The sequence below is a fragment of the Cellulomonas sp. S1-8 genome (assembly GCF_026184235.1).
Taxonomy (GTDB): domain Bacteria; phylum Actinomycetota; class Actinomycetes; order Actinomycetales; family Cellulomonadaceae; genus Cellulomonas.
Window position 1 is genome coordinate 4,469,654 of the sequence record NZ_CP110806.1, and the last position, 22,213, is coordinate 4,491,866.

18 protein-coding genes are annotated in these 22,213 nt (G+C 75.2%); 9 read left to right on the forward strand and 9 right to left on the reverse strand.

Translation table 11 applies throughout. The features are described from left to right. The first annotated feature begins 175 nt into the window (after positions 1 to 175). Entirely contained in the window at positions 176 to 814 is a 639-nt protein-coding gene (locus tag OKX07_RS20220; protein WP_265629794.1) for a PadR family transcriptional regulator, read from the forward strand. After that, positions 811 to 1,905, forward strand: coding sequence for an inositol-3-phosphate synthase (locus tag OKX07_RS20225; RefSeq protein ID WP_265629795.1), 1,095 nt, complete (start codon positions 811 to 813; stop codon positions 1,903 to 1,905). Before OKX07_RS20220 ends, OKX07_RS20225 begins: the two co-directional genes overlap by 4 nt. A gap of 83 nt (positions 1,906 to 1,988) precedes the next feature. Here the strand turns inward: OKX07_RS20225 and OKX07_RS20230 are convergent, their stop codons facing one another. Next, on the reverse strand, positions 1,989 to 3,383 hold the full coding sequence (locus OKX07_RS20230) for a hypothetical protein (RefSeq protein WP_265629796.1): 1,395 nt from the start codon (positions 3,381 to 3,383) through the stop codon (positions 1,989 to 1,991). Then, positions 3,373 to 3,909 (reverse strand): sigma-70 family RNA polymerase sigma factor, encoded by a 537-nt coding sequence (locus OKX07_RS20235; RefSeq protein ID WP_265629797.1) that lies wholly within the window; start codon positions 3,907 to 3,909, stop codon positions 3,373 to 3,375. The genes OKX07_RS20230 and OKX07_RS20235 overlap by 11 nt, the downstream gene beginning before the upstream one ends. A 178-nt stretch (positions 3,910 to 4,087) precedes the next feature. Here OKX07_RS20235 and OKX07_RS20240 point away from each other — a divergent pair, with 178 nt between their 5' ends. After that, positions 4,088 to 5,110, forward strand: a complete 1,023-nt coding sequence (locus OKX07_RS20240) for a hypothetical protein (protein ID WP_265629798.1) — start codon at positions 4,088 to 4,090, stop codon at positions 5,108 to 5,110. Between the two features lie 54 nt (positions 5,111 to 5,164). On the opposite strand, the gene OKX07_RS20245 is transcribed toward OKX07_RS20240, so the two are convergent. Next, positions 5,165 to 6,586 carry a hypothetical protein gene (locus OKX07_RS20245; RefSeq protein WP_265629799.1) on the reverse strand — a complete coding sequence of 474 codons (1,422 nt, stop codon included), beginning with the start codon at positions 6,584 to 6,586 and terminating at the stop codon, positions 5,165 to 5,167. Continuing rightward, positions 6,583 to 7,134, reverse strand: coding sequence for an RNA polymerase sigma factor (locus OKX07_RS20250; protein WP_265629800.1), 552 nt, complete (start codon positions 7,132 to 7,134; stop codon positions 6,583 to 6,585). Before OKX07_RS20250 ends, OKX07_RS20245 begins: the two co-directional genes overlap by 4 nt. 151 nt (positions 7,135 to 7,285) lie before the next feature. Here OKX07_RS20250 and OKX07_RS20255 point away from each other — a divergent pair, with 151 nt between their 5' ends. Then, complete coding sequence (locus OKX07_RS20255; RefSeq protein ID WP_265629801.1) at positions 7,286 to 8,596, forward strand: MFS transporter; 1,311 nt, start codon at positions 7,286 to 7,288, stop codon at positions 8,594 to 8,596. After that, complete coding sequence (locus OKX07_RS20260) at positions 8,593 to 10,335, forward strand: SpoIIE family protein phosphatase (protein ID WP_265629802.1); 1,743 nt, start codon at positions 8,593 to 8,595, stop codon at positions 10,333 to 10,335. Before OKX07_RS20255 ends, OKX07_RS20260 begins: the two co-directional genes overlap by 4 nt. A 4-nt stretch (positions 10,336 to 10,339) precedes the next feature. Here OKX07_RS20260 and OKX07_RS20265 read toward each other — a convergent pair whose 3' ends face one another. The 5 genes from OKX07_RS20265 to OKX07_RS20285 form a co-directional block, all read right to left on the reverse strand. Next, positions 10,340 to 11,557 carry a hypothetical protein gene (locus OKX07_RS20265; RefSeq protein WP_265629803.1) on the reverse strand — a complete coding sequence of 406 codons (1,218 nt, stop codon included), beginning with the start codon at positions 11,555 to 11,557 and terminating at the stop codon, positions 10,340 to 10,342. After that, a complete protein-coding gene (locus OKX07_RS20270) occupies positions 11,550 to 12,122 on the reverse strand; it encodes a sigma-70 family RNA polymerase sigma factor (RefSeq protein WP_265629804.1) in 573 nt (190 codons plus the stop codon). The genes OKX07_RS20265 and OKX07_RS20270 overlap by 8 nt, the downstream gene beginning before the upstream one ends. Before the next feature lie 102 nt (positions 12,123 to 12,224). After that, a complete protein-coding gene (locus tag OKX07_RS20275) occupies positions 12,225 to 13,520 on the reverse strand; it encodes a hypothetical protein (RefSeq protein WP_265629805.1) in 1,296 nt (431 codons plus the stop codon). After that, positions 13,513 to 14,079 (reverse strand): RNA polymerase sigma factor, encoded by a 567-nt coding sequence (locus OKX07_RS20280; protein WP_265629806.1) that lies wholly within the window; start codon positions 14,077 to 14,079, stop codon positions 13,513 to 13,515. The genes OKX07_RS20275 and OKX07_RS20280 overlap by 8 nt, the downstream gene beginning before the upstream one ends. 67 nt (positions 14,080 to 14,146) lie before the next feature. Then, positions 14,147 to 15,643, reverse strand: a complete 1,497-nt coding sequence (locus OKX07_RS20285; protein WP_322746808.1) for a CCA tRNA nucleotidyltransferase — start codon at positions 15,641 to 15,643, stop codon at positions 14,147 to 14,149. 152 nt (positions 15,644 to 15,795) lie between these two features. On the opposite strand from OKX07_RS20285, the gene OKX07_RS20290 reads away from it, so the two are divergent. From OKX07_RS20290 to OKX07_RS20305, 4 genes are all read left to right on the forward strand, one after another. Beyond that, positions 15,796 to 16,347 carry an NUDIX hydrolase gene (locus OKX07_RS20290; protein ID WP_265629807.1) on the forward strand — a complete coding sequence of 184 codons (552 nt, stop codon included), beginning with the start codon at positions 15,796 to 15,798 and terminating at the stop codon, positions 16,345 to 16,347. Continuing rightward, entirely contained in the window at positions 16,344 to 18,464 is a 2,121-nt protein-coding gene (locus tag OKX07_RS20295) for a DUF6049 family protein (RefSeq protein WP_265629808.1), read from the forward strand. Before OKX07_RS20290 ends, OKX07_RS20295 begins: the two co-directional genes overlap by 4 nt. Continuing rightward, positions 18,461 to 20,257: a murein biosynthesis integral membrane protein MurJ gene (gene murJ, locus OKX07_RS20300; protein WP_265629809.1), complete on the forward strand. Its 1,797-nt coding sequence runs from the start codon at positions 18,461 to 18,463 to the stop codon at positions 20,255 to 20,257. The genes OKX07_RS20295 and murJ overlap by 4 nt, the downstream gene beginning before the upstream one ends. 76 nt (positions 20,258 to 20,333) lie before the next feature. Then, positions 20,334 to 22,172, forward strand: a complete 1,839-nt coding sequence (locus tag OKX07_RS20305; protein WP_265629810.1) for a protein kinase family protein — start codon at positions 20,334 to 20,336, stop codon at positions 22,170 to 22,172. Positions 22,173 to 22,213 lie beyond the last annotated feature (41 nt).

Sequence of the window (22,213 nt, forward strand, 5' to 3'; positions counted from 1 at the left end):
ACGCTCCCTCGACCGTCCCTCGACGTCTGCGACGACCCGCCGGTTCACGCCGTGTTGTGCTGCGCGACGCGTGGGACATAGTCTCCTGATGTATCGCGTTGATACATCGGGACCGACACACGTCGGGACCGCCGGGTCGACGCAGGCAGCGTCGAGACGAGTGGAGGTGGGTCAGGTGCGCGGACGTACGGACGTGCTCGAACCCGCCATCCTCGGCCTCCTCGCGGAGTCCCCCATGCACGGGTACGAGCTGCGCAAGCGCCTGAACCTGGTGCTCGGCTCGTTCCGCGCGCTGTCGTACGGCTCGCTCTACCCGTGCCTCAAGGGGCTGGCGGAGCGGGCCTGGATCGTCGGCGCCGAGGCACCGGGCGACCGCACCGTCGCCAGCCGGCGTGCGCGGATCGTCTACCAGCTCACGGCCGAGGGCAAGGAGCACCTCCAGCAGGTGCTCTCGTCCTCGGGTCCCTCGACCTGGGAGGACGAGAACTTCGACGTGCGGTTCGCGTTCTTCGCCCAGACGGACGCCGAGACCCGGCTCCGGATCCTCGAGGGCCGGCGCACCCGGCTCACCGAGCGGCTGGAGACGTTCCGCCAGTCCGTCGCCCGCACCCGCGAGCGCATGGACGAGTACACGCTCGAGCTCCAGCGTCACGGCCTCGAACAGGTCGAGCGCGAGGTCCGCTGGCTGGACGACCTCATCGACAACGAGCGGGGCGTGCGTCGCGCACGCCCCGAGGGCGGTGGCCGTCCGGCCGCCACCGAAGACGACGCCGAGGGAACATCCGAGGCGCGAAACGAGAAGGAGCGAGGATGACCTCCATCCGCGTCGCCATCGTCGGCGTCGGCAACTGCGCCGCATCGCTGGTCCAGGGCGTGCAGTTCTACCGTGACGCCGACCCGCTGGCGAAGGTCCCGGGCCTCATGCACGTGCAGTTCGGTGACTACCACGTGCGTGACATCGAGTTCGTGGCCGCGTTCGACGTGGACGCCAAGAAGGTCGGCTTCGACCTCTCGGAGGCGATCTTCAGCTCGGAGAACAACACGATCAAGATCGCCGACGTGCCCCCGCTGGGTGTCACGGTGTCGCGCGGTCACACGCTCGACGGCATCGGCAAGTACTACGCGCAGACCATCGAGGAGTCGGACGCGGAGCCGGTGGACGTCGTCCGCACGCTCAAGGAGCAGCAGGTCGACGTGCTCGTCTGCTACCTGCCCGTCGGGTCCGAGGTCGCGGCGAAGTTCTACGCGCAGTGCGCCATCGACGCGGGCGTCGCGTTCGTCAACGCGCTGCCGGTCTTCATCGCGTCCGACCCGGAGTGGGCCGCGAAGTTCGAGGCCGCCGGCGTCCCGATCGTCGGCGACGACATCAAGTCGCAGGTCGGCGCGACGATCACGCACCGCGTCCTGGCCCGCCTCTTCGAGGACCGCGGCGTCATCCTGGACCGCACGTACCAGCTGAACGTCGGCGGCAACATGGACTTCAAGAACATGCTCGAGCGCGAGCGCCTGGAGTCCAAGAAGCTCTCGAAGACGCAGGCCGTCACGTCGAACCTCGACGACGGCCCGCTGGCGGGCAAGAAGGAGGACCGCAACGTCCACATCGGCCCGTCGGACTACGTCGCGTGGCTCGACGACCGCAAGTGGGCGTACGTCCGCCTCGAGGGCCGCGCGTTCGGCGAGGTCCCCCTGAGCCTGGAGTACAAGCTCGAGGTCTGGGACTCCCCCAACTCGGCCGGCATCATCATCGACGCCGTGCGCGCCGCGAAGATCGCCCAGGACCGCGGCATCGGCGGCCCCCTGCTGTCGGCGTCGACGTACTTCATGAAGTCCCCCCCGGTCCAGACCGAGGACACCCTCGGCCGCCAGCAGGTGGAGGCCTTCATCCGAGGTGAGCTGGAGCGCTGACCCCGCCCCACCCGCACGAAGCGTGAAGCGTTGTTGCCGTCTCCCGGCAACAACGCTTCACGCTTTCCCCCCGGAGTGCTTCCTCAGCGGGGCAGCGTCAGCGCAGCGCCCGGAACCATCATGTCGTCGCCCTCCGGACCCCGCGGCAGGACCGTGGAGGCGCCGGTGAGGGTGTCGACGACGACCAGGTCGACAGGTCCTCCCACTTCGAGGGAGCACGCGGCGAACTGCCGGACGTGCACCACGTCGCCGTGCACGCCCGACACGGTCGCCCACGGCAGGTCGGGCGACCGCTCGGGTGCGAGCGGGGTCACGGTGTCCCCCGTCCACAGCTCCGTGGTCGTCGTGCAGTCGATGACGTCGTCGCCGAGCGGGCTCCCCGCGACGGCGACCACCCCCGGGCGCACCAGCTGCACGTGACCGGGCACGAGGTCGCCGGTGCGCAGCTCGCGCACCCGAGGTTCGGCGCTGCCGTCGGCGGGTGCGAGGACGTACCGCGGACGGGAGTCGGGGTCCGCCAGGAGGTAGGGGAAGAAGCCACCGCTGTCGGCGTCCGTCGGGTCGGTGCACAGCTGCGCGACGGTGTCCACGTCGGCCCACCCGATCGTCGTGCAGACCAGACCGTCGATCCCGACGGGCCGGGTCCCGCCCGAGCCCAGGTCGAGGACCGCGGGCCGGCCGTCGGGCGTCGTCGTCGTGGCACGCGTGCCGTCGGGGCTCAGCTCGGCGACCTGCCCAGGGCCGGACGTACCGTCGGGCACGCGCCGCGCCGGGCCGCTCGCCGGGACGACCCACGCCGCACCGTCCGGCGTCGACCACACCTCGACCCCGCCGCCCGTGCCGCTCAGGGACACGCCGGCAGGCAGGCCCCGCGGGTCGGGGGTGAGGGCGCCGGTCCGCAGGTCGTACGACGCCCGCCCGTCGCGGCTCGCGACCGTCGCGGTCAGGCCGTCCCACGCGAGGACGTCCAGGTGGACGTCCGTCGGCAGCTCGGAGACGTCGAAGAGCGCGCCGTCGGGTGAGGCCAGGACGACCCGGTCCGGGGCGACCTGCCCGTCGGTCTGCGAGTGCGGGCCGTACGTGGCCAGGGTCCACCCCGGACCGACCGACGCGAGCACGTCGTCGTCCAGGGCCCACATCGCCGGCATGCCCGGGTGCTCGACCGGGGTGCGTACCGGTGCGGTGCTCGGCGTCACCGTGGCCGTCGGCACGGGTGTCGCGGTGCTCGTCGACGTCGGGGTGGGCGTCTCGGCGGGGGCGACGTCCGGTGCGGCGTGCAGGCCGTACCAGCCGATCGTCGCGACGGCGGCGACCGCGGCGGCGACGGCGCCCACGGAGCGCAGGCTGCGGACAGCACGCCGCTGCCGCACGTCACGGTAGAGGTGGGTGAGCTCGGTGTCGTCGGGTCGGGCGCCTGCCTCGCGCTCCTCGTACGCGTCGCGCGTGGCCCGCAGGCGGGCGGCGAGGTCATCGGTCATGGCGGTTCTCCTCCCCGGGCACGAGGTGCACGGCGACGACGTCGGACGCGGGTGCGGTGGTGCCGAGCCGCGCGTTGAGGCGGGCGATGCCGTCGGCGGTGTACCGCTTCACGGCGCCCTCGCTGAGGCCGAGCACCTGGCCGGTCTCGTGCACGGACAGGTCGTCGAGGTGACGCAGCAGCACGCACGCGCGCTCGCGTGGCGCCAGGTCCGCGAGCGCGGCCACCACGTCGGCCCCCAGGACGTCAGGGTCCGGGTCGGTGACGCTGCCCGACGTCAGGGCCTGCAGCCGCTCGACCGCCCGCCGCTCGCGTCCCCGGCGCCGTGCCCGGTCGATCGAGCGCGACGTGATCGCCCGGCACACGTACTGCTCCGCCTGGGCGACGGTGCCGAACGTGGCGCCGGCGCCGAACGTGGCGACGAGCGCGTCGTGGACGAGGTCCACCGCCTCGGCGCGGGTCCCGGTGACCAGGGTCGCCCGGGCGACCAGCGCCCCGTACCGGTCCTGCACGAGTGCCTGCAGCATCGGCTGCCACCCCGGGCTCATCGCGGCCCCGTCCTGTGCGTCGTGTCGTCCACACCAGTGAAACGCCACAGGGTCGCACGACGTTGGGGTCGTGCCCCCCGAGGGGTTGTCCACAGGGGTTGTCCACAGATTCCGGGGCACGCCTCTCCCGGCGGGCTCGGTGCGGGACCGTGGGCCGGTGGACAGAGGGGACAGCGGGCAGGCGTGGTCGCCGCGACCTTCCGCACGCGGGGTGCGCGACGTGCCGCTGCCGGGGCTCGAGCGGCTCGACGCGGCGGTGCGGGCGCGCGTCGTGCGGCAGGACGGCGTCGCGACGACCGGGCAGCTCGCCCTCGGCGGGATCGGCCCGACCGTGACGGCCCGCCGCGTGCGGGCCGGGCACTGGCAGCGGATGTTCCGTGGCGTGGTCGTGCTGCAGTCCGGACCGGTGACCTGGCGGCAGCGCGCTCGCGCGGCGTTGCTCGCGGCGGGGCCCGGTGCTGCGCTGTCGCACCGGTCCGCGGGGTTCGTGCACGGCTTCGTCGCGTCACCGGGTGCCGTGATCGTCGTGAGCGTCCCCGCCGACCGGCTGGTGGGCCCGCAGCCCGGTCTCGTGGTCGTCCGACGCCGACGGATGCCGCACGCGGGCGGTGCGCTGCGGTGCGTGGGTCCGGAGGCGACGCTCCTGGACCTCGTCCAGGACGCGCGGGACGAGGACGCGGCGGTCGGCGTGCTGTGCGACGCCGTCCGGACCGGTGCCCTGCCGCTGCGCGTGCTGGGCGAGCTGGCGGCGCGGCCGTGGCAGGGTCGCCGGTCGCTCGTCGTGGACGTCCTCGGCGACCCGGACGCCCGTGTCGAGTCGCCGTTGGAACGCCGGTACGACCGGGACGTCGAGCGCGCGCACGGCCTGCCGCGCTCGCGTGCGCAGGTCCGGCAGGTCGTGGACGGGCGGTGGGTCCGTGCCGACCGGGTCTTCGAGGGGTGGGGTGTGCGCGTCGAGCTCGACGGCCGCCTGGCGCACCCGGACGGGCGGACGGACCGTGACACGTGGCGTGACAACGCGGTGCTCGTCGAGCGCACCGAGCTGACCCTGCGCTACCGGTGGCGTCACGTCGCGTCGACCCCGTGCGCGACGGCCACCCAGCTGGCAACGGCACTCACGACACGCGGCTGGCGCGGACCGGCGCTCCGCTGCGGCCCCACCTGCGGCCAAGAAGTGTGAAGGGTTGTTGCCGTCTCGCGGCAACAACCCTTCACGCTTTCCCCTGCGGGCCCGTCAGGAGCGTTCCACCACCGTGTAGGCGCCGATGCCGAGCTCCGTGTAGAGCGCCGGGGCGACGAGGCGCGTCGCGCCCGTGGCCTCGTCCACGGTCCACCACTGGGACCCCACCGGCTCCTCGTAGCAGACACCGGCGGTCTTCACCAGGAGCCCGTCACCGCCGACCCCGACGTCGCACACCTGGTCGGGCAGGTCCACGGACGTCGTCACGGGTCGCACGTCGCCACCGGTCCACAGGTACGCGCCGCCGTAGCAGTACTCGAAGCAGTCGGTGCTCGACAGGCGAGGCGCGGACGACGAGATCAGCACCCCGTCGCGCACGTGGTGCCCCTCGTACGGCACGACGCCGTCGGGTCCCAGCGTGGTCAGCGTCTGCGCCGGCGCTCCGCTGAGGTCGAGGCGCACGACCTGCCCTCCGTGCTCGTCCCAGTTCCACTGGGACGTGGGCGGGTCGGGTTCGGGGTCGACACAGGCTGCCATGACGCCCGTGGCGTCGAGCCAGCCGACGACCTCGCAGGTCTGACCCGGCGGGGTCGCCAACGCCGTGCGACGGCCCGTCGCGACGTCGACCGCCTCGAGTGCCCTCGTCGCGACCCTGCCGGCGACGGTCAGGCCGTCGGGCGACACCTGGGCCATGACGAGGGGCACGGTGAGCTCACGCGCGGGCCCCTCCGCCGGGACGACGTACAGGGTGCTGTCCTCGTCCCACGTCGACGCGAGCCAGAGCTCGTCGGCGCCGGACATGCCGACCCACTGAGCGCCCGCCGGGAGCCGGTCGTCGACGGTGACCACACCGGTGAGCAGGTCGACCGTGCCGACACCGGGTTCCTCCGGCCCGCCCCCCACGATCGCCCGGGCGACGCCCGGCGACGCCCACCGCACCGGCGTGATCCCGACGGAGTCGACGTCGAACAGGTGGTACAGCTCCCCGGTGGGTGCCGACAGGGCGAGCACGTGACGCCTGCCGTCGACCCCCGGGGGTGGCTCGTACAGGGTGGAGGCGTACGCGGCGAGGAACCAGCCCGGCCCCGACTGCTCGAGGATGCCCTCGGGCGCCCGGAACATCGGCGGCAGCCCGGGCAGCGACACCGGCTCCAGCGGCGGGGCGTCCGCCTGCGGGCTCGGCGTCGGGGAGGGTGTGGGCGTCGGCGTCGGCGTCACCGAGACCGTCGGCGACGGCGTGGGTGTCTGGGCGGGCTCGGGCGTGGTGCGCTGCTGCAACCCGAACCACCCCGCCACGCCGACGACGGCGACGGCCGCGGCGGCGACGGCCGCGTGCTGCGTCACGCGGCCGCGTCGACCGCGGGCGACCCGGGACCGCAGGTCGGCCAGCGCGGCCGCATCGGGCCGCAGGTCGCCCTCGTGCTGCTCCTGGGCGTCCAGCGCGCGCTCGAGGCGCGCGGTCAGGTCATCGGTCACGACGCGCCTCCTCGGCGGTCCACGAGCGTGACGGGCGACGTCTCGTCCCCCGGGGGTGAGCTGGTACCGAGCAGCAGGTTGAGCGTGGCGACGCCGTCGGAGACGTAGCGCTTGACCGCGCCCTCGCTGATGCCGAGCAGGCGCGCGGTGTCGCGCACCGACAGGTCGTCGAGGTGCCGCAGGACGACGCACGCCCGCTGCTGCGCCGACAACGACCCCAGCGCCGCGGCGACGTCCGCGTCCAGCAGGTCCGAGCGCAGTTCGACCGACTCCGGGGTGGCGTGCGCCAGACGCACCACGGCGGTGCGCTCGCGTCCGCCTCGCCGCGACCGGTCGACGAACCGCGACACGATCGCGCGTCGCACGTACGCCTCCGCCTGGGGGACCGACCCGAACGTCGCGCGCGCCGTGAAGGTGCTGACCAGCGCGTCGTGCACCAGGTCCGGCGCCGTCGACCGGTCACCGGACAGGACGGTCGCGTACGCGACCAACCCGCTGTACCGCTCGTCCACCAGCCGGTCGAGCGTCGGCGCCCACCCGGGGCTCACGTCGTCCCTGCCATCGTCGTCACCTCTCTGGTCCGACCCTGTCACCACTACAACGCCGGGGCGCGTCGCGCGGTTGTGGGCAGCGGCGCCCGGCCCCTCGGGGCAGGTCGCGTGGGAGCGGCGACGGTCGGCCGGGTCGTAGCCTGGGCGCGTGCAGGTGATCTCCGACCTCCGGGCCCTGTGGCCCCTGACCGGCTTCCGTCGGCTCTTCGCCGTGCGGCTGGTCAGCCAGGCGTCGGACGGCATGTTCCAGGTCGGGCTCGCCACCCTCTTCTTCTTCTCGCCGGAGAACGCGTCGACGGCCACGGGCGTCGCGGCGGCGTTCGCGGTGCTGCTGCTGCCGTTCACGCTCGTCGGGCCGTGGGCGGGGGTGCTGCTGGACCGGTGGCGACGGCGGCAGGTGCTGCTGTACGGCAACCTCGTGCGGGTCGCCCTGACGCTCGTCATCGCCGTCGTCATGCTGACGAGCGGCGTCGGGCCGGCGGTGTACGTCCTGGCGCTGGTGACGCTGTCGGTCAACCGGTTCCTGCTGGCGGCGCTGTCCGCGTCGCTGCCGAAGGTCGTCGACGGGCCCCTGCTGCTGACCGCGAACTCCCTGACCCCGACGCTCGGCGCGGCGGCCGCCGGGCTGGGCGGCGCCCTGGGCTTCCTGCTCGGGACGCTGCTGCCGACGGGCCGCGCGGGCGACGCGCTCTCCCTGGTCGCCGCGGCGGGCGTGATGGCGTGCGCGTCGGCCCTGACGACGCGGCTGACGCCCGACCAGCTCGGCCCCGACGAGCGCGCCGCCGGCACCGACGTGCGCGCGGCCCTCGGGGAGCTCGCGCGGGGGCTCGTCGCGGGCGCCCGCTACCTCGTCGCGCGCCGCACGCCCGCGCACGCGCTGGGCATCATGGCGCTGCACCGGTTCTGCTACGGCGCGGTGTTCATCTCCAGCATCCTCATCTCCCGCAACCTGCTGTCCGACCCGGCTGACCCCGCCGCGGGCCTCGCGACGTTCGGCACGGTCCTGGTCGCCAGCGCCGCCGGGTTCGCGCTGGCCGTGGTCCTCACGCCCGTGCTGAGCCCGCGCGTCGGGCCGCACGTGTGGGTGGTGCTGTGCCTGGGCCTGGCCGTGGTGAGCCAGGTGGTGCTCGCCGTGACCGTGTCGCTGCCCGTCGTCCTGGGCACCGGCGCGGCGCTGGGCCTGGCCGCGCAGGGCGCGAAGATCGCGGTCGACACGATCGTGCAGCGCGACACCGTCGACGCCTACCGCGGCCGCGCGTTCTCGCTGTACGACGTCATGTACAACGCCGCGTTCGTCGGCGCCGCCGCGCTCGCGGCCGTCGCGCTGCCGGACACCGGGTGGTCGCCCGCGCTGTTCGCGGCCCTGGCCGCCGTCTACCTGGCCGGGGCGGTCGCGTTCGCCCGCGCGCCGCGCACGCCGGCACCCGTCGACGCCCCTCCCCTCGGGGCGCCCGCGTGAGCGACGGCCGCACCGCCCCGCCCGACGACGCCCCCCGCACGCTCGACGGGGACGACGCCCTCCCCCACGACCTGCTCACCGGTCCGCTGGCCCGCGCGATCCTCGAGGCGGGTCCCCTGGCGACGACCGTCTCCGACCCCCGCCTGCCCGGCGATCCGGTGGTCTGGGTGAACGCCGCGTTCACGCGCCTGACCGGGTACACGGCCGAGGAGGTCCGGGGCCGCAACTGCCGGTTCCTGCAGTGCGCCGACACGGACCCCGCGGTCGTGACGCGGATGCGCACGGCGCTCGCCCGCGGCGACGACGTGCAGGAGGTGCTCATCAACGCCCGCAAGGACGGGTCGGAGTTCTGGAACAAGCTCGCGATCTCCCAGCTGCGGGACGCCGACGGCCAGGTCACCCACCGGGTGGGCGTGCAGGTCGACGTCACCACGGAGGCCGTCGGCGAGGCCGCGCGCACCCTCGAGCTGTCCCTCATGCACCGGACCGCCGACCGGCTCGAGCTGCTCGCCCGGATCGGCGAGGAGCTGTCGCGGCACCTCGAGTACGACGACGCGGTCGACGCGCTCGCGGACCTCGTCGTGCCGCGCCTGGCGACGTGGGGCTTCGTCGCGATGACGTCGGAGACCGGTCACCTCGAGCGGGTGCACGTGGTGTCCTCCGAGCCCGCGCACGCAGCCGCGGCGCACGCCCTGGCGACGCAGGGCACGACGTGGCTGACGCGCTCCCCCCGCGTCGCGCAGGCGCTGGCCGCGGGCGCGAACCACGTGCCGATGCCGCTGCCGATCGACGTCGCGAGCCTGCCGGCCCGCACCACCCCGTCCGAGCTGCGGCTGCTGGAGACCCTCGGGCTCGGCAGCGCGCTGCTCGTCCCGCTCGCGGGCCGCGACCGCGTGCTCGGCGTGCTGTGCCTGGTGCACCGCGCCACCGACGGCTTCGACCGCGAGGTCGTCGTCACCGCCGCCCACCTGTCGCGACGCGCGGGCGTGCTGCTCGAGAACGTGCGCCTGTACCTGGCCGAGCGCGACGCGGCCCTCACGCTGCAGCACAGCCTGCTGCCGGTGCTGGGCGACGTCGGCGGCCTCGACGTCGCGGCGGCGTACCTGCCGTCGGGGCGCCGCGCCGAGGTCGGCGGCGACTGGTTCGACGCGTTCGTGCTGCCCGACGGCGCCGTCAGCCTGACCGTCGGCGACGTCGTGGGCCACGACCTGCGCGCGGCCGCGTCCATGGGTCAGCTGCGCTCGCTGCTGCGCGCGTCGGTGTGGCGCGGTGACCGCCCGGGCTCCGCGCTCGAGCGGCTCGACGGCCTGGTGCGCGCGCTCGACGTCGCCGACGCCGCGACGTGCGTCCTGGTCCGCTGGGAGCGCACGCCCGCCGGGGCGCACCTGACGTGGGCGAGCGCGGGCCACCCCCCGGCGCTCGTGCGCCTGCCGGACGGGCGCGTGCACGGCCTGGACGGCGGACGCAGCACGCCCGTGGGGCTGCCGCCGGTGCGACCCGGCTCGGTCCCGGAGGCGTCGGCCGACCTGCCGCACGGCGCGATCGTGGTGCTCTACTCCGACGGCCTGGTCGAGCGGCGCGACCGCGGGCTGCGTGAGGGCATCGCCGCGCTGTCCGTCGCGCTCGCCGCCGTCCCGCCCGACGCGAGCGCGACGCTGGTGTGCGACACGCTCACCGCCACGCTCGTGGACCGCCACCAGGAGGACGACGTGTGCCTGCTGGTGGTGCGGGTCGACTGAGGCGTCAGCCGCCCGCCACCCACGACCGGAGGCCGGGCACGCCGTCGACGCTCTCGACCGACGGCAGCAGGGTCGTGACCTCACCCGTGGCGTCGACCGACCACAGCGCCGCCGACCCGCTCGCACCGTCGCACGCCGTGGTGCCCGACACCACCAGCCCGCCCGGTACCCGCGCCATGCCCGGGAACGAGACCCCGTCGGAGGGGATCTCGGCGAAGGGGACCGTGTCGAGGCCGCGGACCTCGTCGATGCGCGTGGGGCACGTGCGGATGCTCCCGTCGTCGTCGGCGGGCGCGACCATCCAGGCGACCAGCCGCCCGTCGTCGAGCCGGACCGTCGGCCCCTGCGGGCGCATCTCGTCCGGGGCCACCGTCCGCTGCTCGAGGACCGCCCCGGTCGCCGCGTCCATGAGGACGGTGGTGGCGCCGGGCACCCCCGACGGCTGCAGGGTCGCGGCGTCGAGCGTGGGGCAGCTCAGCAGCAGGCGGGCGTCGTCGGCCCAGTCGAGCACGCCGCACCGCAGGGCCGGCAGGTCGTGGCGGACCTCGACCCCGTCCCGCTCGACGAACGCGTCGGAGTCCGACCACCAGGCACGCGCCGTGCCGTCCGGCGACACGAGGTCCGCGCCCCGGAACGGCTCGGACTCGGTCCCCACGACGCTCCCGCTGACCACGTCGACCACCGACGTCGCCACCGTGCCCTCCATCATGACGGACGCGGTGCCCGCGGCCCGGTCCCACGACATCAGCAGGACGGACCCCTCGGGAGCCCGGCCGAGCTGCAGGACCTCGCCGTCGGGCCGCACCAGCAGCAGGTAGGACTCGGCCGACCCCCGCGAGGCAGCGGCCGGCGACGCCGCGCCGGTCGACGACGCATCCGGCGGCTGCGACCACAGGGCGAGCACGCTGCCCTCGGGCGCACCGCGCACGTCCGACTCGTCGGCCTGGCGCAGCTGCGGCATGCCCGGCACGTGCGCACCGGACGACGGCGCAGGCCCCGGGCCCGCAGGCGGCGCGTCCGCGCGCGGCGACCACACCACCGCCCCGGCGACGACGACGGCCACGGCGGCAGCGGCACCCGCCACGACCATCGCACGGCGCCGTGCCCGCGCCGCCCGCACGGCGTCGCGGGCGCGGGCCGCGGCGGCAGCGGTCGGTGCGGCCGCGAGGTCCGCCTCGGCGGCGCGCAGCACGTCCACCAGGTCACGCGTCCGCTCAGCCACGACGGTCCTCCTTGCTGGGCACGAGGTGGACGGGGACGTCCCCGCGTTCGTGGTGCGGGTCGGGCGGGCGTACCTCGAGCAGCCCGCACAGGGTGCGGACCCCGTCGGACGTGTACCTCTTGACCGCGCCGTCGGACAGACCCAGGACCGCGGCCGTCTCCCGCACCGACAGGTCGTCGACGTGCCGCAGCAGGACGCACGCGCGCTCGCGCGGCGCCAGCGTCGCGAGCGCGGCCTGGACCTCGTGGGCCAGGCCCGTCGACACACCCGCCGGGTCCGGCGCGTTCTCGAACGGCATCGCCGCGAGACGTTCGACCGCGGTGCGCTCGCGGCCGCGGCTGCGCAGTCCGTCCACGAACCGCGTCACCAGCGCACGCCGCACGTACTGCTCGGCCGCCGGCACGGACGTCAGCCGGGACCGCCCGGCGAACGTCGCGACGAGCGCGTCCTGGACGAGGTCCTGCGCCGCCACGGGGTCGCGCACGAGCATCCGGGCGCGCGCGAGCAGCGCGGGGTAGCGCTCGCGGACGAGCTCGTCGAGCAGGTCGTCCGATCGTCGCGTCACGAGCGGGTTCCGCACCGGGTGGTCGTCACACCCTGAACAACGCCCGCGGGCTCGGATCGGTTGGGGTGCGTGCGCCTGCGGGTGGCGCGGGTCGACCGATGCTCACCGCCACGTCGTCCAGGAGAGCAGGCCGTAGGGCGCGTCGAGCCCGTCGTCGACCGGCAGCAGCTCGTCCACCCGACCCGTCGCGAGGTCCAGCGACCACAGGCCCGAGGTGGCCAGGTCCGTCGCGCAGAAGGTCGGCCCGGCGACCAGCAGCCGGCCCGGCGCCGCCACCAGACCGGGGTAGGTCAGATCCCCCGCCGGCACCGCGGGCAGCGCAACGCCCTCGAGGCCCGAGAACCGTCCCAGACCGGTGCCGCAGACCCGCCCGACCTCGTTCTCGTCGACCTCCCGACCGATGACGTCCACGGGAGCGACCAGCGCGCCGTCGTCCAGCAGGACGCCCTGCACACCGGTCGGGACGACGTCGCCGGTCGTCAGGGCCTGCTGCTGCATGGCACCCGTGACGGTGTCGAGGAGCAGCAGCGCGGGCCTGTCGGCCTCGGCGGGGACCAGCGACGTCGGTGCGCGGTCGGTGCACGACAGCAGCAGGTGCGTCGCGTCGGACCATCCCGCGAGCGCGCACCACCGGCTCGGCAGGTCGAGCGCGCGCACGTCGTCACCGGCCGTCAGGCTCACGGTCGAGCCCTCCACCCGGGCGGTCGCGGTGCCGTCCGGGGAGGTCGGTTCCTGGTACCGCGGCACCGCCGCCGCCGGTGTCGTGGCGCCCGTGAGCAGGTCGACGACGAGGGTCGCGCCGTCGCCGCCGCCCTCGGCCGTGATCACGACGGCCGTGGCGGCGGCGCGGTCCCAGGCGACGACCTCGACCGCGCCGTCCGGGGCGCGCGTGACGTGGCGGACGACGCCGTCGGGTGCGACCAGCACGACGTGGACCTCCTGCGGGCCGGAGCCGTCGGAGAGCTCCGACAGGGTGGTCGGTGTCCACAGCGCCAGGACGCTGCCGACGGGTGCGGCGAGCAGCTCGTCCGCACCGGCCGGGAGCAGCGGCGGCAGGCCACCGACCTCGACGGGCGTCGGCTGTGCTGCCGGCGTCCCCGTGGCCCGGGGGGTGACGGCCGGGGTGGTCGGCGCCGGGGACGTCGTCGTCGGGGACGTCGTCGTCGGCGCCGCGGGTGCCGGCGACGGGCGCGGGGACCACAGGGCCACCGCACCGACGACCACGATCGCGGCGGCGGCACCGGTCGCCGCGAGCGCGGCACGCCGCGTCCGGGTGGCGCGCACGCTCGCACGCACCCGCGTCAGGGGGCCGTCCGTCGGGACGGCGAGGAGCGCGGCCTCGCGCTGCGCCTCGGCCGCGCGCAGGACGTCGTCCAGGTCGCCGGTTCGCTCAGCCACGACGGTCCTCCTCGGTCGGCACCAGGTGCACGGGCACGGTCGCGGGGTCGGGGGCGGGCGGATGGACGTCGAGGAGTGCGCTCAGCGCCCGCACCCCGTCGGACGTGTACCGCTTCACCGCGCCCTCGGACAGGTTCAGCAGCGCGGCGGTCTCGCGCACTGACAGGTCCTCGACGTGCCGCAGGACCACGCAGGCACGTTCCCGGGGTGCGAGCGTGGCCAGCGCGGCCTCGATCTCGTCGGCCAGCCGCGTGGACGACTCCGCCGGGTCGGGGACGACGTCGAACGGCAGCGCGGCCAGCCGCTCGAAGCCCGCGCGCTCACGCCCCCGTCGACGCAGCCCGTCGACGAACCGCGTCGCCAGCGCGCGCCGCACGTACTGCTCGGCGGCGGGCACGCTCGTGAACCGGGCACGCCCGACGAACGTCGCGACCAGCGCGTCGTGCACGAGGTCCTGCGCGGCCACGGGGTCACGCACGAGCATCCGGGCGCGGGCGAGCAGCGCCGGGTAGCGGTCGCGGACGAGCTCGCTGAGCACGTCGTCGGAACGGCGCGTCATGGGCGCGGCCCGGGCCTGGTCGTCGTCACACCTTGAAGAACGCCGGGGCCGTCGGACCGGTTGGGGGTCAGGCGCTGCGCGTCGCCCACCATGCCAGCAGCACCTCGCGCGCGCGCTCGTCGCCCAGCGGGCCGTGGTCCAGGCGCTGCTCCAGCAGGTAGCGGTACGCCTCACCGACGTCGCGCCCGGGGCCGATGCCGAGGATCTCCATGATCTGCGTGCCGTCGAGGTCCGGGCGGATCGACGCGAGCTCCTCGGCCTCGCGCAGCGTCGCGATGCGCTGCTCGAGGTCGTCGTACGCGGCGCGCAGGCGGGCGGCCTTGCGCTGGTTGCGGGTCGTGGAGTCCGAGCGGGTCAGGCGGTGCAGGCGCTCGAGCAGCGGGCCCGCGTCGGTGACGTAGCGGCGGACGGCGGAGTCCGTCCACTCGCCGTCGCCGTAGCCGTGGAAGCGCAGGTGCAGCTCGGTGAGGCGCGCGACGTCCTGGACGGTCTGCTTGTCGAAGCGCAGCGCCTTGAGCCGTTTGGACACCAGCTTGGCGCCGACGACCTCGTGGTGGTGGAAGCTCACGCCGCCCGCGGGCTCGAAGCGCCGGGTGCGGGGCTTGCCGATGTCGTGCAGCAGCGCGGCCAGCCGCAGGACGAGGTCCGGGCCGGGCACGGCGCCGTCGGGGCCGGTCTCCAGCGCGATCGCCTTCTCCAGCACCATGAGGGAGTGCTGGTAGACGTCCTTGTGCCGGTGGTGCTCGTCGATCTCGAGGCGCAGGGCGGGCAGCTCGGGGAGCACGTGGTCGGCCAGGCCCGTCTCGACGAGCACCTCGAGGCCCGCCCGCGGGTGGGCGCTGAGCAGCAGCTTGGTGAGCTCGTCGCGGACGCGCTCGGCCGACACGATCTCGATGCGTGCGGCCATGTCGACGATCGCGGCGCGCGCGTCGTCGTCGAGGCGGAACCCGAGCTGCGCGACGAACCGCGCGGCCCGCATCATGCGCAGCGGGTCGTCGTCGAACGACTGCCGCGGGTCGATCGGGGTCCGCAGGACGCCGCGCGCCAGGTCCGTCAGGCCGTCGAACGGGTCGACGAACACGAGGTCCGGCACGCGGACGGCCATCGCGTTGACCGTGAAGTCGCGGCGCGACAGGTCGCCCTCGAGGGTGTCCCCGAACTGCACGAGCGGCTTGCGGGACGTCGGGTCGTACGCGTCGGTGCGGTAGGTCGTGACCTCGACGACGACGTCCTGCGTACCCGCGCCGTGCCGGCCCGCGAAGCGGCGCGCACCGACCGTCCCGAACTCCCGGCCGATGTCCCAGTGCGCGTCGCCCCACCGCGCGATCAGCGGCTCGGCGTCGTCGGGCGTCGCCGACGTGGTCAGGTCCAGGTCGTTGCTCGCCCGGCCCAGGAACGCGTCGCGCACGGGTCCGCCGACGAGCGCGAGCTCGTGCCCGGCGGCGCGGAAGCGGGTCCCCAGCTCGATCGCGTCGGGCGCCATCACGGCGAGGGACTCCAGCGCGCGGCGGCGCAGCTGTTGCACGGCCGCGGCGTCGGGCGGGTCGAGGGGGACGTCGGGCACCGGGCAAGCGTGCCAGACATCGTCGGCCCGCCGACGCGGGGTGGGCCCCGCTGGCCTGGGGCTGACGTCCCGATGACCAGGACGTGGTCAGGACGTGACCGCACGGGGCCGTGCACAGGGAAACGGTCACGCGAAGTCGTTACAGTGTCGCCATGTCCACGGCCGCCCACACGCCCGGCGCCGGGCGCGTGCCGGCGCCGCCCGGGGGGCACCCGCTGCGCATCGACCCGTCGCGCGCCCTGCCCCGCCCGCACGCCGTCGCGCTGCCGGTCGTCGACGAGACGTCCGCCGGCGGCCTGGTGGTCCTGCAGCAGGAGGGGCACTACGCGGCCGCGGTCATCGCGCGACGCAACCGTGCCGGCCGGCTCGAGTGGTGCCTGCCCAAGGGCCACCTGGAGGGCGACGAGACGCCCGAGCAGGCCGCCGTGCGTGAGATCGAGGAGGAGACCGGGATCACCGGTCAGGTCCTGCGACGCCTCGGGGTGATCGACTACTGGTTCTCGGGCGAGGAGCATCGGGTGCACAAGGTCGTGCACCACTTCCTGCTCGGCGCCCTGCACGGCGAGCTGACCGTGGAGAACGACCCCGACGGGGAGGCCGAGGAGGTCGAGTGGGTCCGGGTGGTCGACCTGTCCGATCGGCTCGCGTACCCGAACGAGCGTCGCCTCGCCGGGATGGCGCTCTCGGTCCTCACCGCCGGATGAGCGCACCGGACCGTCGGGCGTCCCGCCTCGTGCTGGTCGCCCTGCTCGCACTGCTCGGCCTCGCCGGCCTCGCCGTGCCCGTTGCCGCCGCCCCGAGCCCCACCCCGTCGCCGTCGCCCGCCGACGGCCTGCCCGTGCGCGTGCAGATCACCGACATCACGCCCGCCGTGCTGCGGCCCGGCGAGGACCTCGTCGTGCGCGCGCGGCTGACCAACACGTCGACCGAGGAGATCACCCAGCCGCGCGCCGCGGTGCGGCTGGAGCGGATCCGCCCCGGCTCCCGTGCGGACCTGCAGACGTGGCTCGACTCGCCCGCCACCGGCAACCGCGTCGGCGACCGGGCCGCGTGGGTCGCCGCGGATGCCCCGCTGGCGCCCGGTGCGTCCGTCGACCTCGAGGTCGTCGTCCCCGCCGACGACATCGGCCTGCTGGACCGCCCCGACACGTGGGGCGCCCGCGGCCTGGTCGTCGAGGCCACCGAGGGTCCCCGCGCCCGGGCGGGCCTGCAGCGCTCGTTCGTCCTGTGGGCGACGGGCGACGACGTCGCCCAGGCGCGCGTGTCCGTGCTCGCGCCCGTCGTCGGGCCGGCGGCCGTCCCCGAGGGCGTGGACGTCACCGCCCCCGGCGCGACGCTCACCGAGCTGGTCCAACCCGGGAACCGCCTCGGTGCGGTCCTCCAGATCGCCCGCACCAGCCCTGACGTCGCGCTCGTCGTGGACCCCGCGCTCGTCGCGACCGCGCGGGACGGCACGGGGGCCGTCGCCGCGTGGGGCGACGCCATCGCCGCCGCGTCGGTCGGCCGCGACGTCGTGTCCCTGCCGTGGTCCGACCCCGACCTGACCGCGCTCGCGCACGCGGACGCCACCGACCTGCTCACCGCGGCCGTCGATGCGTCCGCGGCGGCCGTCGGCGCCACCGCCGGGGGCGGGACGCCGATCGCCGCCCGCACCGACGTGCTGTGGGCGGCCGGGCCGACCACGGACCAGGCGACCGTCGACCTCGCCGCGCAGGCCGGTGCGCAGGTCCTGGTCATGGCGCCGGGCGACGTCCCGACGGACGTCGACGCCGTCGGCGCCCGCACGCCGCTGACGACCGCGGGCGGCACCATCGTCGGCCTCGTGCCCGACGCGACCCTCACGACGCTGCTCGCCGACCCCGAGCAGCTCGACCCCGAGGCCAGCACCGCGACCGTCGTCCAGCGCGTCCTGGCCGAGCTGTCCGTGCTCGCCCACGGCTCCGACGAAGGGCTGCAGCACGTCCTGGTCGCGCTGCCCCGCGACGCGACCCCCGACCCCGCCCTGGTCGAGGCGGTGCTCGACGCCGTGCAGGGCAGCCCGTGGTCCCGCACGGCTCCGCTGACCGCGCTGCTCGGGTCGGCCGACACCGACGACGGCCGCGCCGCACCGCCCGTGTTCGCGGCGGTGCCGGACGCGCTCGCGGCGGACCAGGTGCGCCGGCTCGCGGCCTCCCGCAGCGCCACCATCGACTTCGCGACCGTCACCGACGACCCCGCCTCCCTGCTCGCGGGCGTCGACGCCGCGGTCCTCGCCCCGCTGGCGACGGCGTGGCGCGAGGACCCGGTGGCCCGCGAAGAGCTCGTCGGCGCCGTCGTCGAGACGGTCGACGCCCGGCGCGTCGGCCTGACGCTGGCACCCGCGAGCACGCAGAACCTCATCAGCTCCGACAACGAGGTGCGGTTCTCCGTGCGCAACGACCTGCCCGCGGCGGCCTCCGTGCGGGTGCAGGCGACGCCGCGCAAGGCGTGCCTGCGCACCGAGCCCAGCGCGACGGTCGTCGTGCCCGCGGGCGACGAGGAGACCGTGCCGCTCGCCGTGCACGCGATCGCCAACTGCGAGGTCGTCGTCGAGGCGGTCCTGACCAGCGTCGACGGGACGCCGCTCGCGGAGCCCGTGACGTTCGTCGTACGGGCCTCCCCCACGATCGAGTCCGTCGGGACGGCCGTCGTCGGCGCCCTGCTCGCCCTGGGGCTCGTGCTGGGCGTCGTGCGGACCGTCCGACGCGGCCAGAGCGCGCGCCGCGGGGCGCGGCGAGTCGCCGACGACGCCGGGACGCGCCCGCTGCCCGTCCTCGGTGGCACGCCGGAAGGTGACGCGTGAGCGGCGCCGCCCCACCCCCCGGTGACCCGCAGGACCTGCCGGGAGACCCCGGCAACCCGGGTGAGCCGGTGACGCCGCGGGACGACGCGACGGCGGGCGACGCGGCAACGGGCGACACGGCGACGGGCGACACGACGACGGGCGACACGACGACGGGAGCACCGGGCGATGCCGTGCGCCGCGGCGCCGCGCTCATGGCCGGCGGCACGGCCGCGTCCCGGCTCCTGGGGTTCCTGCGGGCGATGGTGCTGGTCGCGGCGATCGGCACCACCGGGCAGGCGGCCGACGCGTTCTCCGTGGCCAACAAGATGCCCAACGTGCTGTACATGCTGCTGGCGGGCGGCGTGCTCAACGCGGTGCTCGTGCCGCAGGTGGTCCGCGCCTACAGGCGCAACGCCGGCCAGGAGTACGTCGACCGGCTGCTGACCTTCGGGTTCGCGCTGCTCGCCGGTGTCACCGTGATCCTCACCTTCGCGGCGCCGCTGCTCGTGCGCGTGTACGCCGACTCGTGCAGCGACGCCCAGCTCGCGCTCGCGACGACGTTCGCGTACTGGTGCATCCCGCAGCTGTTCTTCTACGGCGCGTACGCGTTGCTCGGTCAGGTGCTCAACGCCCGCGGGTCTTTCGGCCCCTACATGTGGGCACCCGTGGTCAACAACCTCGTGTCCATCGCGGGGTTCGGGGTGTTCTTCGCGGTCTTCGTCCAGCCGTCCGGCACCGTCCCGGACGCCGTGAGCTGGAGCGTCGGACAGGTCGCGCTGCTCTGCGGTTCCGCGACCTTGGGCATCGTCACCCAGGCGCTCGTCCTCATCCCGTTCCTCCGGCGCGCCGGGGTGCGCTACCGCTGGCGGTGGAGCCTGCGCGGGTCGGGCCTCGGTCGCGCCGGGACCGTGGCGAAGTGGACGTTCGTCGGCCTCGCGATCGGCCAGCTCGGGTACGTCGTGGTCTCCCGGGTCGCCAGCGCTGCCCCAGGTGTCGACTGCGCACCGAGCAGCGAGATCGCAGGCAACGCCGCCTACGACCTGGCCTTCATGGTGTTCATGGTGCCGCACTCCCTCGTCACCGTCTCGCTCGCGACGGCGCTGTTCACCCGGCTCGCCAGGCAGGCACACGACGATGACGTCGACGGAGTCCGGGCGAGTCTCTCTTCGGGGATGAGAGTCGTCGCGCTGTTCACGCTGGTCGCGGGCGCCGGCCTGGTCGTGCTGGCGCAGCCGGTCGTGCGCCTCTTCGCTCTGCGGGAGACGCAGGGAGTCGTCGACGCGGTCGCGGGGGTCGTCGTCGCGATGGCCGTCGGGCTGCCCGCGTTCGGTGCCTGGTCGATGTGCCAGCGCGTCTACTACGCGTACGAGGACGCCAAGGGCATGGTGCCCGTGCAGGTCGCCATGGCGGTCGTCGTCGTCAGCGGGACCCTGCTGGGCAGGGCACTGCTCCCGAACAGCTCGTGGGTGGTGGGCGCGGGCCTGTCGATGAGCCTGTCGTACGTGCTGGGGACCGTCCTCGCGATGAGGACGCTGCGTCGGCGCCTCGGCGGCCGGATCGACGGCGCCAACGTCCTGCAGACGCACGTGCGCGCAGGTGTCGGCGCCCTGGTCACGGTGCCGGTGGGTTTCGGCACGCTCCACCTGCTGCAGACGTACGGTCCCGCCGGGGCGCCAGGGGCGGTGCTGCAGTGCGTCGTGGTCGCATCGGTCATGGGCCTGGTGTACCTGGGGCTCCTGCGACTGCTGCACGTGCGCGAGCTCGACCTGCTGCTGGGACCGGTGCTGCGACGGCTGCGCGGGCGGCGTTGACGGCAACCCGTCTAGCATGCTCACGGGACCGGCAGCCGCGGGTCCGTCGGTCGGGGGCGAGGTCGGAGGAGGCACTGTGACGGAAGAGGTCGGCCGGGGCACGGTGCTCGCGGGGCGTTACCGGGTGGTCGACGCGTTGCCGTCGGACCTCGCGGGCGTCTCCGTCTGGCGCGCCACGGACCAGATCCTCGACCGCCCCGTGCGGGTGCGCGTGCTGCAGTCCGGCGCCGTCGCGCCCGCGCTCGACGCGGCCCGTCGTGCCGCGCTCGTCACCGACGCCCGCCTGGTGCGCGTCCTCGACGTCGGCATGCACGAGGGCGTCGGGTACGTGGTGTCCGAGCAGATCACCGGCGCGTCCCTCGCCCAGCTCGTCGAGCGTGGCGCGCTCACGCCCGACCAGGCGCGCGCGGTGGTCGGCGAGGCCGCGTCGGCGCTCGAGGTCGCGCGCCGCCGCGGGGTGCACCACCTGGCCCTGCGGCCGTCGGTCGTGCACGTGTCCGCCGACGGTCGCGTCCTCGTCTCGGGTCTCGCCATCGACGCGGCGCTGCTCGGCAGCGGCCACGGGGACTCCCGCGCGACGAGCCGCACGGACACCGTCGACCTCGTCCGGCTGCTGTACACGGGTCTGACCGGTCGTTGGCCTGCCGCCCGGGACGACGCGCGCACCACGACCGTGCCGCCCGCGCCCGTGCTCGACGGTATCCCCGTCCCGCCCGGCGAGCTCGTCGCGGACGTCCCGAACGACCTCGACACGCTGTGCGCGGTGACGTTCGGTCCGCACGACGACGGCCCGCACACCCCGGGCGACCTGGTGCACGAGCTGGAGCCGTGGGGTGAGATCCGGGTGGGCCGCTCGGCCGACGACCCCGACGGTCGACCCGCCGTCGCCGCGGTCCCGGCCTTCCGGGACCTCGAGCCCGAGGAGCCGACCGCGCCCGTCCGCGTCGCTCGGCAGTCGGTGCGCTCGGCGTTCGACGAGCTGCCGTCCGGCGCCACGCGCCCTGGTACGCCCCCGCCCGCGCCGCCCGCGCGCAACGGCACCGGTGCGGCGGCCCGGGGCGGTGAGCGCCCCGGCGTGATGCCGGCAGCCGGCGCCGCCGTGAGTGCCGCCGCCATGTCGGGCGCCGCCGCCGGGGCCGGGTCGCCCCCGCCGCCCGCCCTGCCCACGACGCTCCCGCCCCTGCCGTACGACCCCGAGCCCGAGCCGTGGGACGACGGCGTCGGCTTCACCGACGACCCCTTCGCGTTCGTCGAGGAGGAGGAGGAGACGCGCCGACGGTTCGACCCGACCGCGCTGATCCTCGTGCTCGTCGGCATCGCCGTGCTCATCGGGCTCGTGTTCGCGGCGCGGGCGTTGTTCACCTCGCCCGTCGGCGAGCGTGAGCCCGGCGCCGAGCAGACCACCGTCGAGGAGGAGCCTGCCGCGACGGACGACACGGCACCGGAGCCGCCGGCCGCGGAGGAGCCCGAGGCGCCCGCCGGCGGTACGCCCCCGGCGATCGCGTCGATCCTGACGTTCGACCCGACGGACCCCGCGGGCGAGCGGGTCGAGAACGTCGAGCTCGCGATCGACGGCGACCCGGCGACGTTCTGGTTCTCCTACACCTACAACCGCCCGGACTTCGGGGGGTTGAAGGAGGGCATCGCCCTCGAGCTGACGCTGGCCGCCGAGACCGAGGTCAGCGGCGTGACGCTGCGGGTCAACGGCACCGGCGGCAACGCCGAGGTGCGCGCCACGACCGGCGTCGCGCCGACGCAGGGCGACCTGCTGGCCTCGTCGACGCTCGGCCAGGAGACCGCCCTGACGTTCGCCGCCCCGGTACGCACGTCGACCCTCGTCGTGTGGTTCACGGAGCTGCCGACCAACGCGGCGGGCCAGTTCCGGCTCGAGATCACGGAGATCGAGGTCTCCTGAGCCGAGCACCCGGCGAACGTCCGCGGAACGCCGGGGGAACG